The following is a 16,080-nucleotide window of genomic DNA, read 5'->3' as shown; positions in this document are numbered from 1 at the left end:
GAAAAGAGGATGCTATTTGAATATTTCATAATAGTAAAGGCTATACTACAATTAGTCTTCGCGTTTTTTCACTTTTTTATAGAAGGAAATAATTGGTTTGTAACGTTCGTGTACAAGACCGATTACTTCAGCAATGATTTCTGTAAAGAAGATCAAAATGAAAAGAAGAATAATGGATAACCATAATGTTGCACTACTGAAAATAATTGCATTTACACTAAAGAAAATACCCAATGCGTAAATAATTAGTACCGTTTTACGATGAGAGAATCCCATTGCAAGCAAACGGTGATGTAAATGCGATTTATCAGGTGCTGAAATAGGCTTTTTATTTACGATACGGCGGATAATTGCAAATGTCGTATCAAATATAGGTACACCTAAAATAATGATTGGAACGATAAAACTGAATAACGTTACGCTTTTGTATAATCCAAGTAACGATATAACAGAAATACAGTATCCTAAAAATAGTGCTCCTGTATCTCCCATGAAAATTTTTGCTGGATGGAAGTTGTAGAATAAAAATCCAATTGTACTTGCTAATGTAATCAATGCTAGAGGTAATATAATAGCTGCTCCAGTACCCCATGGGCTAGTGAAGGCCATATATGCTAGCGTTGCAAGTACGATAGATGAAATCCCTGCGGATAATCCATCTAATCCATCAATTAAGTTGATGGCATTTGTAATACCTACAATCCAAAATACAGTAATTGGATAAGCAAGCCATCCGAGTTCAGTATCTCCGAAAATTGGAATATATAATACTTGCACTAATAATCCACTTTTGACAATCATGATGGCAACTAATAGTTGTCCACCGAATTTTACCCTCGCAGATAGTTCGTACATATCATCTAAAATCCCGATAATAACAATGATGATAGCACCTAAAGTTATCGATAACATTCTTTGTTCGTACAATCCACCGACAACAAATCCTACGGCTACACCGATGAAAATTGCTAACCCGCCAAGACGAGGCATAATTTTTTGGTGTACTTTACGCGCATTTGGCTTGTCTGTTGCTCCTATTTTGAAAGCTAATTTAATAACTAAAGGAGTAACGACGAGTACAGTGATGAAAGATGCCAAAATGGCATAAATCACTTGTGAGTCCATTAATACCCCACCCTTTATAGTTTAACGTAATTTTTTCAATCTTATTTATCTGAAAATTATGATGTTTATTTACAGGCTCATAACATATGGTATCACAAAAAGATTAGAATTCAATCTTTTTTTCTTTTGGCTGTAAAGGGCAGTGAATAGAATATATGACAATTGGATATGGAATGTTGTGTCCTTAGAGAAGGTTGATCTCATATTGTGTCTTGTAATATGACATTGTACTCCCCTCTCATATAGCGATGACTTTTGTTTCAGTATTATAAGTGTTGCACGTAAAATGAGTAAGTTCCGTGTTAAATTGTGGGAATTTACATTTTGTATATATTGCATCATTTAACTTTACAAAATCTTAAAAAATAATAAAAAAACGATTCATATAATAAAGAAGTGAAAGAGTTTTCTCATTCTTAGTGTGAGAGGGGGAAGCGCAGGGGGAGTTCTATGTATTCGTATATTTTCTTATGTATATTCCTGTGCGAAAAGAAAATGAAAATTACGATAATAGGTACCGGATATGTTGGATTGATTACAGGAGTAGGATTGGCGAGATTGGGACATTCAGTCACATGTTTCGATATAAATAGTGGGAAAATTGAACGGATTAAACAAGGCGAGTTACCTATTTATGAATGTGGATTAAATGAATTAATAAATGAAGCATACGAGAATAATCATTTAACTTTTACAGCAAGTAAATCAGCGGCATTTAATGATGTAGAGTTTATATTTATTGCAGTTGGAACGCCATCTTTATTAGATGGAACAGCGGATTTAACGTATATTCGTAGTGCTTGTGATGATATTGGAACATATGTGAATAACGATATTATTGTTGTTACGAAAAGTACGGTTCCTGTAGGGACAAATGATGTAATGAGAGAATGGATTGAGGATAAACTACAAGGTAGACATGAATTATATATTGTATCGAATCCAGAGTTTTTAAGAGAAGGTTCTGGTATTTATGATTTTTTTCAGGGTGATCGTATCGTAATTGGAGCATGTAGTGAAGAAGCTGCAAGGAAAGTAGAGAATTTGTACAGTAAATTAAGCTTACAAACGTATATTACAGATATTCGAAGTGCTGAGATGATTAAATATGCATCTAATGCTTTTTTAGCTACGAAGATTAGTTTTATTAATGAAATTTCTAATATATGTGAGCAAGTGGGTGCAGATATAGTAGATGTAGCTACAGGGATGGGGATGGATAAGAGAATTGGTGCATCTTTTTTAAATGCAGGCATCGGATATGGAGGATCTTGTTTTCCAAAAGATACGAAAGCGCTTGTGCAAATTGCAGGGAATGTTTCTCATGATTTTCGCTTGTTGAAAGCAGTCATTGAAGTGAATAATAAACAACAGTTGTTGTTAGTTGAAAAAGCGAAGAAAATTATAGATATGAAGAAAAAGCAAATTGCGGTTCTTGGTGCAGCATTCAAACCGAATACTGACGATATTAGGGAAGCACCATCTCTTATTGTAATAGAAGAATTAATTAATATGGGTGCGGATGTGGTTTTATATGACCCACAAGCTATTCAAAATGTAAGAAGTTTATTTGGAAATACGATACGATACGCTGAGTGTATAGATGAATCGATTAGAGAGGCGCATGCAGTTTTTATCGTAACAGAATGGGAATCAATTCGAAATTATCCGCTAGAAAAGTATGCACAGCTTATGAGGGAACCTATTCTATTTGATGGGAGAAATTGTTATACTAATGAGGATGCCGAGAAGCATGGATTAGATTATTACTCAGTTGGGCGAAAAGACGTCTGTAATAGTAATGTTTCTCAGGCTCGTTAAAAAATGTATTTTCACATGCATATTTTTATATGCGATAATAGAAGTTTTAACTAGTGAAAGAAAAGAGGCAATGAAATGACTGAACGTTTAAAAGTAATGACAATTTTCGGGACACGACCAGAAGCAATTAAAATGGCACCTCTTGTATTAGAGTTGCAAAAGCACCCAGAAAAGATTGAATCAATTGTGACTGTAACAGCACAACACCGTCAAATGTTAGATCAAGTATTAAATATCTTTGGAATTACGCCGGATTTCGATTTGAATATCATGAAAGATCGTCAAACGTTAATCGATATTACAACACGTGGTTTAGAAGGTTTAGATAAAGTAATGAAAGAAGCGAAGCCTGATATCGTACTTGTGCATGGTGATACAACGACGACATTTATTGCAAGCTTAGCTGCTTTTTATAATCAAATTCCAGTAGGACATGTTGAAGCAGGACTTCGTACATGGGATAAGTATTCTCCATATCCAGAAGAGATGAATCGCCAACTAACAGGTGTAATGGCGGATCTTCATTTCTCACCTACAACAAAATCAGCAACGAACTTACAAAAAGAAAATAAAGATGAGTCACGCATTTTCGTAACAGGAAATACAGCGATCGATGCACTGAAGACAACTGTAAAAGAAACTTATAGCCATTCGGTGTTAGAGAAACTTGGAAATGATCGTCTTGTACTTATGACAGCACACCGTCGTGAAAATTTAGGAGAACCAATGCGCAATATGTTCCGTGCAATTAAGCGTCTTGTTGATAAGCACGAAGATGTACAAGTTGTATACCCTGTTCATATGAATCCTGTTGTTCGCGAAATAGCGAATGATATTTTAGGCGAGCATAGCCGTATTCATTTAATTGAGCCGTTAGATGTAATTGATTTCCATAACGTTGCAGCTCGTTCATACTTAATGTTAACTGATTCTGGTGGTGTACAAGAGGAAGCACCATCACTAGGTGTGCCAGTCCTTGTCCTTCGTGATACGACGGAACGCCCAGAAGGTATCGAAGCAGGTACGCTGAAATTAGCAGGAACAGATGAAGAGACAATCTTTGGTCTTGCTGATGAGTTGTTATCTGATAAAGAAGCTCATGATAAGATGACGAAAGCATCTAACCCTTACGGCGATGGTCGTGCATCAGAGCGTATTGTAGAAGCGATTTTACAACACTTTAAGAAGTAACAACAATTGCGTGAAATAAAAAGAGCCAAATCGTATACGATTTGGCTCTTTTTTTATTCATGATTCCTCATAATCCACTCTGCATGAGCATTTGTAGAAGGGGGAGGAGGTGGTATTTTGTTCTCACTCGGCTCCTTCTTTGCTTTTGCGCTGGAGTTAGAATTTGAATCGGAATTTGTATTCTCATTTTTCGTAGTCTCTGTTGGAACTTTTGCTTTTTCTCCTATTTCCTTTTCAATTTCGTTACGTGCAGTCTCTACACTGATTGGATCTGGAAGGAAGTAATAAATACCGCCAATTTTTCTGTCTTCTCCTTCAAGTTTTAACGTTTGTATTGTAGAAGGATCGAATCCAGCGATTTTATTGTAAAGAGCAAGTCCGTCTGAAATAGGAATATCGGTTTTTATATATTTTCCAACTACCTTTGTTAAATCTTTAATTTTAAATACGGTAGAAGCAGAGTTTAGCTTTTGGGCAACAGCAGCCAGTACTTGTCTTTGTCTAGCAGCTCGACCATAATCACCGTTAGGATCTTGCTTTCGCATACGGACGTATGCGAGTGCTTCTTCACCATTTAAGTTCTGTTGACCTTGTTTAAATTGGATTTTTTTATAGTAATCCACGTCAGAGCGTTCCCAAAAATCGAAGGGGACATCAACGGTAATACCGTCAACAGCATCAACGATACCTTTAAATCCTTGGAAATCAATTTTAATATAATGATCAACAGGAACTTTTAAAAACTCTTCGACGGTGTCGATTGCCATTTTTTCTCCACCGTAAGCATGGGCAGCGTTAATTTTATCTTCTTTATTTTTGCCAACAATCTTAACACGAGAATCGCGTGGGATACTCATAAGTGAAACCTTTTTTGAGTTTGGATTAACTGTCGCGAACATGAGTGAATCTGTTCGGCCGTTTTGACCATCTGTTGCGTAATCCTCAATACCCATAATTAGTATTGTGAAAGGTTTTTTTGTGATTTCCACATCTTCTGCTCGTAATTTAGATTTTTCACGGCTAAATCCACTGTACATCCCCATGAGAGAAGTGTAGGAATTTAACATATAAAGTCCTACGCTACCAAATAAAAATGCGAAAATAAGAAAGAAGAAAAGTTTTCTTCTACGTTTCTTTTTTATTCTGCTATTTTGGAGATGATTATAACGTTCTTCCATATATAATCTCCTTAGTTCATTTGTAGGGAATTAATTCACTACATTAATCTTTAAAGGCGAGACGTTAGCTATTCTTAGACAACGCCTTGTTCTAAGTACAACATATCTCCTTCTTTAATTGTACACTTCCCGTTTGTTAATTCAATCATCCAATCTGTGAATGGTTGTCTTTTGTCCTCTTCTACATACGCATCAAATGTGACATTTTCTAGATAATGTATATCTTTAATAGCATATTCTGAATTGCGTAATTCATTTTCAACTTTGCCAAGTAAAGTGTAATCAATTTCTGTTTGCATAACGCGCATTAGTTTTCGTTCAACAACGCCTACATGGTTAAGACCTTCACTTGTACATTTTCCATATGCGCGAATTAATCCGCCAGCACCAAGTTTAATGCCGCCAAAATAGCGCGTAACGACGACGACAGTATCTTTTAGACCTCGTTTTTTTAATACCTCTAACATAGGCACACCAGCTGTGCCGCTCGGTTCACCGTCATCGTTCGCTTTTTGAATTTGATCTTGTTCGCCGATTAAATATGCGGAACAATTATGTGTTGCATTCCAATGCTGTTTTTTTATTTTTTGTATAAATGTTTGAGCTTCCTCTTCCGTTGTGGCGCGATTCACATAGCAAATGAATCTTGATTTTTGAATCACAATTTCGTGCTCTCCATAGCCTTTTATTGTTAAATATTGTAATAACAATGGTGTACGCCCCTATCTTTCAAAATAACTAGTACTTTACATTTTAAAAGCGAGTGTTTTTATATTCAAACATTTTTTACAAATATGTTGAAATTTTTGGTGAGTATTTTATCCCGCATTAACGGGCAGTAAGACTCCTACCTCAAAATTCAGCTGGTGCAAAGAAGTTAGGATGGGAGTCGGGCTGCCCGTAAAAGCCCGATTGGTGAAGGCTAATAATCAGTGGGGGATGAACAAAACCCCCACTGATTAAAGTTTCACTTTATCTTTTTGTTGTAATTTGTTGAGCGAGTGATTGTAGTTTCTAGCCGGCATTTTTATGTATGGATGCACCTTTTCTAGTTTTCGTGTAAAATTAGGGGATAAAAATTTTTTATAAGGCAGGTACGAAAATGAAAACAGCTATTGTTACCGATAGTACAGCATATATACCGAAGCATATTCGTGACGAACTCAATATATATATGATTCCATTAAACGTTGTGTTTGGAACGGAATCTTATCAAGAAGAGGCTGAAGTTTCAGCAAATGATTTTTATATAAAAGTACGTGAACAAGAGGAACTTCCGAAAACTTCGCAACCAGCAATTGGAAAGTTTTTAGAGTTATATGAAGAGTTATCTAAAGAATATGATGCAGTTATTAGCATTCACCTTTCCAGTGGAATTAGTGGTACATATCAAACAGCAACGGCAGCTGGACAGATGGTAGATGGTATTGATGTATATACGTACGACTCTGAAATTAGTTGTGAAGTACAAGGGTTTTACGTGCGTGAAGGGGCAAAATTAGTAAGTGAAGGGAAAGCCCCAGAAGAGATTATCGCTCGCTTTGATGAAATGAAGCAAACGATGGATGCTTATTTTGTAGTGGATGATTTACATCATTTACAACGTGGTGGAAGATTAAATAGTGCACAAGCTTTTATTGGTAGTTTGTTACAAGTAAAACCAGTATTATACTTTAGAGATAAAGTAATTATTCCATTCGAAAAAATTCGTACGCGTAAAAAAGCGTTAAAGCGTATCGTTGAAATCTTTGATGAGCAGGCAAATAAAGGTGTGCCTATGGAAGCTGTTATTATTCATGCGAATCGTGAAGAGGAAGCTAATGAATGGAAACAAGAATTAGAAGAGATATACCCTCATGTTACAATTCGTACGAGTTATTTCGGAGCTGTAATTGGGACGCATTTAGGTGAAGGTGCGCTTGGTTTAGGTTGGTATACGAAGTGATAAAGATATAAAAGCTCTCTTACTTGAAGAGGGTTTTTTTACGGGTATTTTACGGGTATTTGACAAGTTAATATTTGGAAATGGTAAAATGTATGTAAAATTAAATAATGAGGAAAGTTTTATTACTTACTTTTTACAAGAAACTATATTATAATAGAAGAGAGGTGAAACATATGGAGCATAATTCTTGTTTATGTCCAAAGTTTGAGTCAGCTTTTACAATGCTTAGTAAGAAATGGACTGGCTTAATTATTAAATCTTTGCTCGAAGAGCCGAAACGTTTCAGAGAAATCGCAGATATTATACCGAATATGAGCGATCGTATGTTGTCAGAACGTTTAAAGGAATTAGAAGGCGAAGGTATTGTAGTTCGTAATGTTTATCCAGAAGTACCAGTTAGAATCGAGTACGGTGTAACTGATAAAGGGAAAGCGTTGGAAAGTGTTATGGATGAGGTCCAAAATTGGGCTGAAAAATGGATGAAGTAACGTTTCTATTTCATTCATATTGGAGTATTTTCAAAACGTAAGGGGTTCCCTTACGTTTTTTTTCAATCCTATAAAAAACGGTGTAAGGCTCTTGAAATTCTACATATATATACAAATTTAGATATACTTTGCTATAGAGATAAATGTAATATTACATTTATTTTACAAAACCGTAACATTAGCAAAAAAACTCCCGAATTATGGTATAAATTTTAATAGGTTATATACGGAAAATGAAAAAAAGAAAGCGGTGTAAAAAATAAAATGAAAAAGCTAAAAATGGCATCTTGTGCATTAGTTGCAGGGTTAATGTTTTCTGGGCTAACACCAAATGTATTTGCAGAAGATAAAATTTCTGACGTGAAATCACAAATTAACACACAAAATGATACTTTACATAAACAACAACAAGAACGTGATGAATTACAAAAACAAATGAATGACTTAAACAAAACAATCCAAGGTTTGGATAAGTCTGTTCAAGAGAACGCTTCAAAACTTGATGAAACAACAAAAAAAGTTTCTGATACTGAGCAATTAATCGAAAATAAAAATAAAGATATTGCAGAACTACAAACAAAGATTGCAAAACGTGAAGAGTTATTAAGAAAACGTTTAGTTGCACTACAAGAACAGCCAAATACGAACATTGTAACAGAAGTTCTTGTAAACTCTAAAAACGTTGCAGATTTAGTTGATCGTTTAGCTTCTGTGTCTAAAATTATGGAATCTGACGAAGATATCATGAAAACACAACAAGAAGATCAAACGAACGTGAAAAAAGATGTTGAGACAGTAAAAGAAAAACAAAAAGAATTAAAAGAAGCACAAGCTCAAATTGAAACTGCTAAGAAAGAACTTGACGTTGAAAAAGAGAAAAAAGCAACAGCAGTAAACGATTTAAGCGGTAAAATGGATACAGTTGTAACTACAATGACAAGTACGGAAGGTCAATTGAAAGAGCTTGAACAACAGGCATTAAAATTACAACAAATCGCTGAAAAAGAAGCGCAAGAAAAAGCTGCACAAGAAGCTGCTGCTCAAAAACAAGCAGAACAAGCTGCTAAAGAAGCACAAGCTCAACAAGCTGCACCAGCACAAGCGCCTGCAGAACAAGCTGCACCAGCAAACAATGCTGGACAAGCTCAAAAAGAAGAACCTAAAAAAGAAGAGCCTAAAAAAGAAGAGCCTAAAAAAGAAGAGAAAAAGCCAGCACCACCAACTCCACCAACTCCACCAACTCATGGTGTGATTGGTAAAGCACAACAATACTTAGGTTTACCATATGTTTGGGGGAGTGCATCTCCATCAAACGGTGGTTTTGACTGTAGTGGATTCATTTCTTACGTATTTGGTGTAGGTCGTCAAGACGTTGCAGGTTACTGGAACTCAGTTTCTAAAGTAAGTAGCCCACAACCTGGAGATTTAGTATTCTTCCAAGGTACTTATAAAGCAGGTCCATCTCACATCGGTATTTACGTTGGTAACGACCAAATGATTCATGCTGGTGATAAAGGGATTGCTTACTCTAGCTTAAGCAGTAGCTACAACCAAAAACATTTCTTAGGATACGGTAGATTCTAGGATTTATAATTGAATAAAAAACGTGTATAAAGTCGATAGCTTACTATTTTATAAGTAGGTTATCGGCTTTTTTGAGTTTTTACGAGATAAAGAGAAGGATTTATAGTAGTGCTGGAGGTGGCTATTGATGATGTTAGCTGGTAGACAGTTACTGTTAGAAGAACTCTCTTCAGATTTGCAGAATAAATTGGATCATCTGAAAAGGAATCGAGACGTCGTTTGTGTACAAGGGGTAATTAAGAAGTCTTCAAAATATATGTGTCAGCGCTGCGGAAATATAGAGCAGCGACTATTTGTATCATTGCTATGTAAAAGGTGCAATGAAGTATGTACGTATTGCCGGAAATGTATAACGATGGGCAGGGTAAGTGAATGTACTGTACTTGTTCGCGGGATTGCTGAAATAAGCGGAGAAAGTTATTTGAATCCGTTACAGTGGGAAGGCGTTTTGTCTGACGGTCAGGAGTTAGCTGCGCAAAGTGTCGTTGACGCTGTTAAGCAGAAAGAATCATTTTTTATTTGGGCGGTGTGCGGGGCTGGAAAAACAGAAATGTTGTTTCGCGGAATTGCAGAGGCACTACAAAAGGGAGAAAGAGTTTGTATTGCAACGCCGAGAACGGACGTTGTACTTGAATTAGCACCAAGATTACAAGAAGTGTTTCCAAATATAAATGTAGCTGCTTTATACGGAGGGAGTTTAGACCGAGAAAAAGATGCGGCGTTAATCGTTGCAACTACACATCAATTGTTACGTTATTATAGGGCGTTCCATGTCATGATTGTAGATGAGATAGATGCTTTTCCGTATCATGCAGATAAGATGTTGCAGTATGCAGTAAACGAAGCGATGAAAGAGAAGGCAGCACGTATTTATTTAACTGCAACTCCAGATGAAAAGTGGAAGCGTAAGTTGCGAAGTGGTAAGCAAAAAGGGGTTATTATTTCAGGGCGATACCATCGTCATCCATTGCCAGTTCCGATATTTCAGTGGTGCGGAAATTGGAAAAAGGGTCTTATACGTAAAAAAATTCCTCGTGCTTTATTACAATGGTTAAATCTGTACTTATCGAAACGATACCCCATTTTTTTATTTGTTCCTCATGTGCGATATGTAGAAGAAATTAGCCAGTTATTAAAATCATTAAACAATCAAATTGACGGTGTGCATGCAGAAGATCCGGCGAGAAAAGAGAAGGTAGCAGCTTTCAGAAAAGGAGAAATCCCTTTATTAGTTACAACGACGATTTTGGAACGAGGAGTAACTGTTAAAAATTTGCAAGTTGCAGTTTTAGGAGCTGAGGAAGAAATATTTTCAGAAAGTGCTCTCGTTCAAATTGCAGGGCGTGCTGGCAGAAGCTCTGATGAACCGCATGGAGATGTTATCTATTTTCATTATGGAAAGACAGAGGCGATGGTTCGTGCGAAAAAACATATCCAAAGTATGAATAAGAATGCTAAAGAACAAGGACTGATAGATTGATGCATTGTCTACTTTGTGATGAGTATATTTCATATGCGATTAGTTGGTACACTTTTTTTGTTAAGTTTCATAAAAAGTATATATGTGATAGATGTGAGCAAAAACTTTCCTATATTATAGGAGATATTTGCAAGGAGTGTGGTCGGCCTTTAGAACTTGTACCAGCTGAATATAAAAACGGGGATATTTGTATGGACTGCATAAGGTGGACGAACGAGCGGGGGTTTCCGTCTCTCATAAATCGTTCGTTGCATGTGTATGATGAAGGGATGAAAGAAATATTAGCACAGTTTAAATTTCGAGGAGATGCTGAATTAGTGCATATTTTTCATCAGCCTTTTCGAAATCTTTTTCAAAAATATTTTGCGAATGTTTCAGTTGCTATTCCGGTTCCTCTTAGTGAAGAGCGAGAATACGAGCGTGGTTTTAATCAAGCGGAGTTACTAGCTTCTTGTTTGCCTATCAAAATGTTTTGTACATCATTAAGAAGAATAGAAACAGAAAAACAAAGTAAGAAGAAGCGTAAAGAAAGGATATCGGGAGTTAATCCTTTTTATTTTCAGGGAGAAGAGATGTTTCATGAGCAACACGTTTTAATCGTGGATGATGTGTATACGACAGGAATTACTGTTAGGCAAATTGGAAGCCTTTTGTATGATCGAGGAGCGAGAGAGGTTTCTTGTTTGACGCTTTGTAGAGGTTAATATGTGAATGTCGAAAGGAGTAATAAAAAGACGACAGGTCTTCTTTGACTTACAGTCTTGTCATTCGCTATAGTCAGAATATGGGGCGAATGCCCTGATTTTAAGAGTGAAGGGAATGGAATGAACATGCAAGGACGAGTAAAGTGGTTCAATGCAGAAAAGGGATTTGGGTTTATTGAGCGTGAAGATGGTGACGATGTGTTTGTTCATTTTTCTGCTATTCAACAAGATGGGTATAAGTCGTTAGAAGAAGGTCAACAAGTGGAGTTTGATATTGTTGATGGAGCACGTGGGCCACAAGCGGCTAATGTTGTGAAACTGTAAAAATTAAGTTTTTGGAAAAGATAGAGCTGTATTTTTAGCAGCATTATATAGATGGCGAAAGCTCTTGCTCGTAACAAGGGCTTTTTTGTTTTAGAGGAGTTGTCAAAAAGTTGTTTCTTTTCTGTAACTAATTGTCCACAGTTACATTCGTTATTCACGATGTTAATAGGATAAAATAAAGATAGAAACGATGCATCTTTTCATTTCAACAAAAAACGATAAAAAAATCGCAATTCCACTAATTTTTTAAAAAAATTAGAAGGAGTTTTTAAGCCAATGTCGAAATTATAGTACATAGGCTTGAAAGGAGGAATTCATCTATGAAATTCAACATTCGTGGTGAAAATATTGAAGTAACTCCAGCATTAAAGGAATATGTAGAGAAAAAACTAAGTAAATTAGAGCGTTATTTTGATACATTCCCAGAGATTAAGGTTAATTTAAAAGTATACTCTGACAAGCAACGTATCGAGGTAACAATTCCATTTACAGATTTATTACTTCGTGCAGAAGAAACAAATAGCGATATGTACGCTGCGATTGATTTAGTAGTTGATAAAATTGAGCGACAAATTCGTAAACATAAAACAAAGGTAAACCGTAAATTACGTGAGAAAGGTTCTGTGAAAACTAACTTTATCCTTCCGGAAGCAGTAGCTGTTCTGGATGCGGTAGAAGAGGATGAATTAGAACTTGTACGTACAAAACGATTCGATTTAAAACCGATGGACGTTGAAGAAGCGATCTTGCAAATGGATATGCTAGGACATAGTTTCTTCGTCTTCACAAATGCTGATACAAATGAAACTAATGTTGTATATGGCCGTAAAGACGGGAAATATGGTTTAATCGAAACTAAATAATAATTCGAAGGCGCAGCCGAAATGGCTGCGCTTTTTTTATATGTTTTTGCCTTCCTATCTTGTAATATTGATATGAATTTAAATGGCTTATTCGTAATAAAATTTAGAAGTCATGTTTTGTAACAGTCAATTGTATTACTATTCCAAAAGGATCTCGCACAATGGCGTAACCAGGGCTGAAGGAGTTTTTTTCAAAAGGTGTTAAAATATAAACCTCATCATGTTGAATTAGATTGTGATAGAGTGCTTCAATGGTTTGGAAATCTTTAGATTGAATGCATAATGATGAGCTATTACTTAATTGCCAAGGGCGTGTGGAATCCACTGCCTGTTCTGCAATCATAATTTTATTAGTGCCAATTTGTAAAACGGAATGGGTAATATAATGTTCTTGGCTTTCTTTATACGTGAAATTCGGATCTATTTCTTTCATTTCATATCTAGCTAGTTTTGGTAAAACTATAAAAATAATTGAGCCATCTTCTTTAAAAGAGAACTTGAAAGAATACTACTTAGATTTAATACAAAATTTGTAACGAAGAGATAGTAGTTTGTTGGAAGAAATAAAATAAAATAAAAACTTTTTCTGAATCTACGGCTCGATATTTGGACGATTGTTGTCATAGTTATAAGACAAGTGTTACAATTATCATTAGGTTTATACATTTTAGCTTTTTAAATTAGGAGAAAAATTGGCATAACATAAATTTGATTTTTATAACGACTGATTGTAAAGAGAAAAAGAAAGCAATCGGAAGTTTTATTTTAATAAAAGAGGAGCGTATTTCCTATGATCGGTATTTTAAAAAAGGTATTTGATGTCAACCAACGCCAAATTAAACGTATGCAGAAGACAGTGGAGCAAATTGATGCATTAGAATCATCTATTAAGCCGCTAACTGATGAACAATTAAAAGGAAAGACGATTGAATTTAAAGAACGTCTAACAAAAGGTGAGACAGTAGATGATCTACTTCCTGAAGCTTTTGCGGTTGTTCGTGAAGCAGCGAATCGTGTTCTTGGAATGCGTCCATATGGCGTACAGCTAATGGGTGGTATCGCCTTACATGAAGGAAATATCTCTGAGATGAAAACAGGTGAAGGTAAAACGTTAACATCTACTTTACCTGTATATTTAAACGCATTAACAGGAAAAGGTGTTCACGTTGTTACAGTCAATGAATATTTAGCGCAACGTGATGCGAGCGAAATGGGACAACTTCATGAGTTCCTTGGCCTAACTGTAGGGATTAACTTAAATAGTATGTCACGTGAAGAGAAACAAGCTGCTTATGCTGCTGATATTACGTATAGCACAAATAACGAGCTTGGGTTCGATTACTTACGTGACAACATGGTGTTATATAGAGAGCAGTGCGTTCAGCGTCCACTTAATTTTGCTATCATCGATGAAGTCGATTCTATTTTAGTCGATGAAGCACGTACACCGCTTATTATTTCGGGACAAGCTCAAAAATCAGCAGAGCTATACATGTTTGCAAATGCATTCGTTCGTACATTAGAAAATGAAAAAGAATATTCATTTGATGTGAAAACGAAAAATGTAATGTTAACAGAAGATGGTATTACGAAAGCTGAGAAAGCTTTCCATATCGATAACTTATTCGATTTAAAACATGTAGCACTTCTTCACCATATTAATCAGGCGCTTCGTGCACATGTTGTTATGCACCTTGATACAGATTATGTTGTACAAGAAGGCGAAATCGTAATCGTAGACCAATTCACTGGTCGTCTTATGAAAGGTCGTCGTTATAGCGAAGGTTTACATCAAGCTATTGAAGCAAAAGAAGGCGTAGAAATTCAAAATGAAAGTATGACGCTTGCAACAATTACGTTCCAAAACTACTTCCGTATGTACGAAAAATTATCTGGTATGACTGGTACAGCGAAAACGGAAGAAGAAGAATTCCGTAGTATTTACAATATGAATGTTATCGTAATTCCAACGAATAAAGATATTATTCGTGATGATCGTGCTGATTTAATCTTCAAATCAATGGAAGGTAAATTCAATGCAGTTGTTGAGGATATTGTAAATCGTCATAAGCAAGGGCAACCTATTCTTGTTGGTACAGTTGCAATTGAAACGTCAGAGCTTATTTCAAAAATGTTAACACGTAAAGGTGTACGTCATAATATCTTAAATGCAAAAAACCATGCGCGTGAAGCAGATATCATTGCAGAAGCTGGTACGAAAGGCGCTGTAACAATTGCGACGAATATGGCTGGTCGTGGTACGGATATTAAGTTAGGCGAGGATATTAGAAACGTCGGTCTAGCAGTTATCGGTACAGAGCGTCACGAAAGCCGTCGTATTGATAATCAGTTACGTGGTCGTTCTGGTCGTCAAGGGGACCCTGGTGTAACACAGTTCTACTTATCAATGGAAGATGAACTAATGCGCCGCTTCGGTTCTGACAATATGAAAGCGATGATGGATCGTCTTGGTATGGATGATTCACAGCCAATCGAAAGTAAAATGGTTTCTCGTGCTGTAGAATCTGCGCAAAAACGTGTGGAAGGAAATAACTATGATGCACGTAAGCAGCTATTGCAATACGACGATGTACTTCGTCAACAACGTGAAGTAATTTATAAACAGCGTCAAGAAGTAATGGATTCAGAGAACTTACGCAGTATTATTGAAGGTATGATGAAATCTACGATAGAACGTGCTGTTGCACTTCATACGCAAGAAGAAATCGAAGAAGATTGGAGCATTAAAGGTCTTGTCGATTACTTAAATACAAACCTTCTTGAAGAAGGAGATGTAAAAGAAGAAGAGTTACGTCGCCTTGCTCCAGAAGAAATGAGCGAATCAATTATCGCGAAATTGTTAGAGCGTTATAACGAAAGAGAGAAGCTTCTACCTGAAGAGCAGACGCGTGAATTCGAAAAGGTTGTTGTATTCCGTGTTGTAGATACGAAATGGACAGATCATATCGATGCAATGGATCATCTTCGTGAAGGTATTCATTTACGTGCTTACGGACAAATCGATCCACTCCGTGAATACCAAATGGAAGGATTCGCAATGTTCGAGTCGATGATCGCTTCTATTGAAGAGGAAATCTCTCGTTACATTATGAAAGCTGAAATTGAGCAAAACTTAGAGCGTCAAGAAGTTGTTCAAGGTGAAGCTGTTCATCCATCAAGCGATGGCGAAGACGCGAAGAAAAAACCGGTTGTAAAAGGTGACCAAATGGGACGCAACGATTTATGTAAATGTGGTAGTGGCAAGAAATATAAAAACTGTTGTGGCATTGGGCAGTAATAAGAAACTGTAATTTAGACTGCTTTGCAAATTTTTACATCAAAAATGTATAATGAAAAGGATTAAACTCTCTCCGTAA

The 16,080-nt window shown here is 36.1% G+C and carries 14 protein-coding genes and 1 pseudogene; 11 read left to right on the top strand and 4 right to left on the bottom strand.

Translation table 11 applies throughout. The annotated features are described in order from the left end of the window. Positions 1–51: 51 nt before the first annotated feature. Complete coding sequence (locus MKY90_RS26430; RefSeq protein WP_012261991.1) at positions 52–1,125, bottom strand: glycosyltransferase family 4 protein; 1,074 nt, start codon at positions 1,123–1,125, stop codon at positions 52–54. 450 nt (positions 1,126–1,575) lie between these two features. Between MKY90_RS26430 and MKY90_RS26425 the strand changes: the two genes are divergently transcribed. Both MKY90_RS26425 and wecB read left to right on the top strand, forming a co-directional pair. Continuing rightward, complete coding sequence (locus MKY90_RS26425; RefSeq protein WP_341092959.1) at positions 1,576–2,946, top strand: UDP-glucose dehydrogenase family protein; 1,371 nt, start codon at positions 1,576–1,578, stop codon at positions 2,944–2,946. 75 nt (positions 2,947–3,021) lie between these two features. Continuing rightward, complete coding sequence (gene wecB, locus MKY90_RS26420) at positions 3,022–4,137, top strand: non-hydrolyzing UDP-N-acetylglucosamine 2-epimerase (RefSeq protein ID WP_002034751.1); 1,116 nt, start codon at positions 3,022–3,024, stop codon at positions 4,135–4,137. 53 nt (positions 4,138–4,190) lie between these two features. Here the strand turns inward: wecB and MKY90_RS26415 are convergent, their stop codons facing one another. Next, positions 4,191–5,315 carry an LCP family protein gene (locus MKY90_RS26415; protein ID WP_341092957.1) on the bottom strand — a complete coding sequence of 375 codons (1,125 nt, stop codon included), beginning with the start codon at positions 5,313–5,315 and terminating at the stop codon, positions 4,191–4,193. Between the two features lie 74 nt (positions 5,316–5,389). Further along, positions 5,390–6,025: a YigZ family protein gene (locus tag MKY90_RS26410; RefSeq protein ID WP_002143754.1), complete on the bottom strand. Its 636-nt coding sequence runs from the start codon at positions 6,023–6,025 to the stop codon at positions 5,390–5,392. A 392-nt stretch (positions 6,026–6,417) separates the two neighbouring features. Here MKY90_RS26410 and MKY90_RS26405 point away from each other — a divergent pair, with 392 nt between their 5' ends. The 7 genes from MKY90_RS26405 (at position 6,418) to hpf (ending at position 12,703) form a co-directional block, all read left to right on the top strand. After that, on the top strand, positions 6,418–7,260 hold the full coding sequence (locus MKY90_RS26405) for a DegV family protein (RefSeq protein ID WP_002016143.1): 843 nt from the start codon (positions 6,418–6,420) through the stop codon (positions 7,258–7,260). Positions 7,261–7,433: 173 nt separating this feature from the next. After that, a complete protein-coding gene (locus MKY90_RS26400) occupies positions 7,434–7,748 on the top strand; it encodes a winged helix-turn-helix transcriptional regulator (protein WP_002089608.1) in 315 nt (104 codons plus the stop codon). 264 nt (positions 7,749–8,012) lie between these two features. Beyond that, the gene (locus MKY90_RS26395) at positions 8,013–9,332 is read left to right on the top strand and encodes a C40 family peptidase (RefSeq protein WP_341092955.1); all 1,320 of its coding nucleotides are present in this window, start codon (positions 8,013–8,015) and stop codon (positions 9,330–9,332) included. Between the two features lie 130 nt (positions 9,333–9,462). Next, the gene (gene comFA / locus MKY90_RS26390; RefSeq protein ID WP_193652142.1) at positions 9,463–10,812 is read left to right on the top strand and encodes an ATP-dependent helicase ComFA; all 1,350 of its coding nucleotides are present in this window, start codon (positions 9,463–9,465) and stop codon (positions 10,810–10,812) included. Continuing rightward, a complete protein-coding gene (locus MKY90_RS26385) occupies positions 10,812–11,516 on the top strand; it encodes a ComF family protein (protein ID WP_341092953.1) in 705 nt (234 codons plus the stop codon). The genes comFA and MKY90_RS26385 overlap by 1 nt, the downstream gene beginning before the upstream one ends. Before the next feature lie 126 nt (positions 11,517–11,642). After that, positions 11,643–11,840 carry a cold shock protein CspC gene (gene cspC, locus MKY90_RS26380; protein WP_001990088.1) on the top strand — a complete coding sequence of 66 codons (198 nt, stop codon included), beginning with the start codon at positions 11,643–11,645 and terminating at the stop codon, positions 11,838–11,840. A gap of 320 nt (positions 11,841–12,160) precedes the next feature. Continuing rightward, a complete protein-coding gene (hpf, locus tag MKY90_RS26375) occupies positions 12,161–12,703 on the top strand; it encodes a ribosome hibernation-promoting factor, HPF/YfiA family (protein ID WP_002034758.1) in 543 nt (180 codons plus the stop codon). 103 nt (positions 12,704–12,806) lie between these two features. Here hpf and MKY90_RS26370 read toward each other — a convergent pair whose 3' ends face one another. After that, positions 12,807–13,175: a VOC family protein gene (locus MKY90_RS26370; RefSeq protein WP_227590941.1), complete on the bottom strand. Its 369-nt coding sequence runs from the start codon at positions 13,173–13,175 to the stop codon at positions 12,807–12,809. On the opposite strand from MKY90_RS26370, the pseudogene MKY90_RS26365 reads away from it, so the two are divergent. Continuing rightward, positions 13,135–13,239: pseudogene (locus MKY90_RS26365) on the top strand (helix-turn-helix transcriptional regulator); the annotation flags it as partial. The gene MKY90_RS26370 and the pseudogene MKY90_RS26365 overlap by 41 nt on opposite strands. A gap of 254 nt (positions 13,240–13,493) precedes the next feature. Next, entirely contained in the window at positions 13,494–16,001 is a 2,508-nt protein-coding gene (gene secA, locus MKY90_RS26360; protein WP_098167534.1) for a preprotein translocase subunit SecA, read from the top strand. Positions 16,002–16,080: the final 79 nt, after the last annotated feature.

Source organism: Bacillus sp. FSL P2-0099, from assembly GCF_038007445.1.
Taxonomy (GTDB): Bacteria; Bacillota; Bacilli; order Bacillales; family Bacillaceae_G; genus Bacillus_A; species Bacillus_A mycoides.
This window is presented reverse-complemented; position numbering and strand designations above follow the sequence as displayed.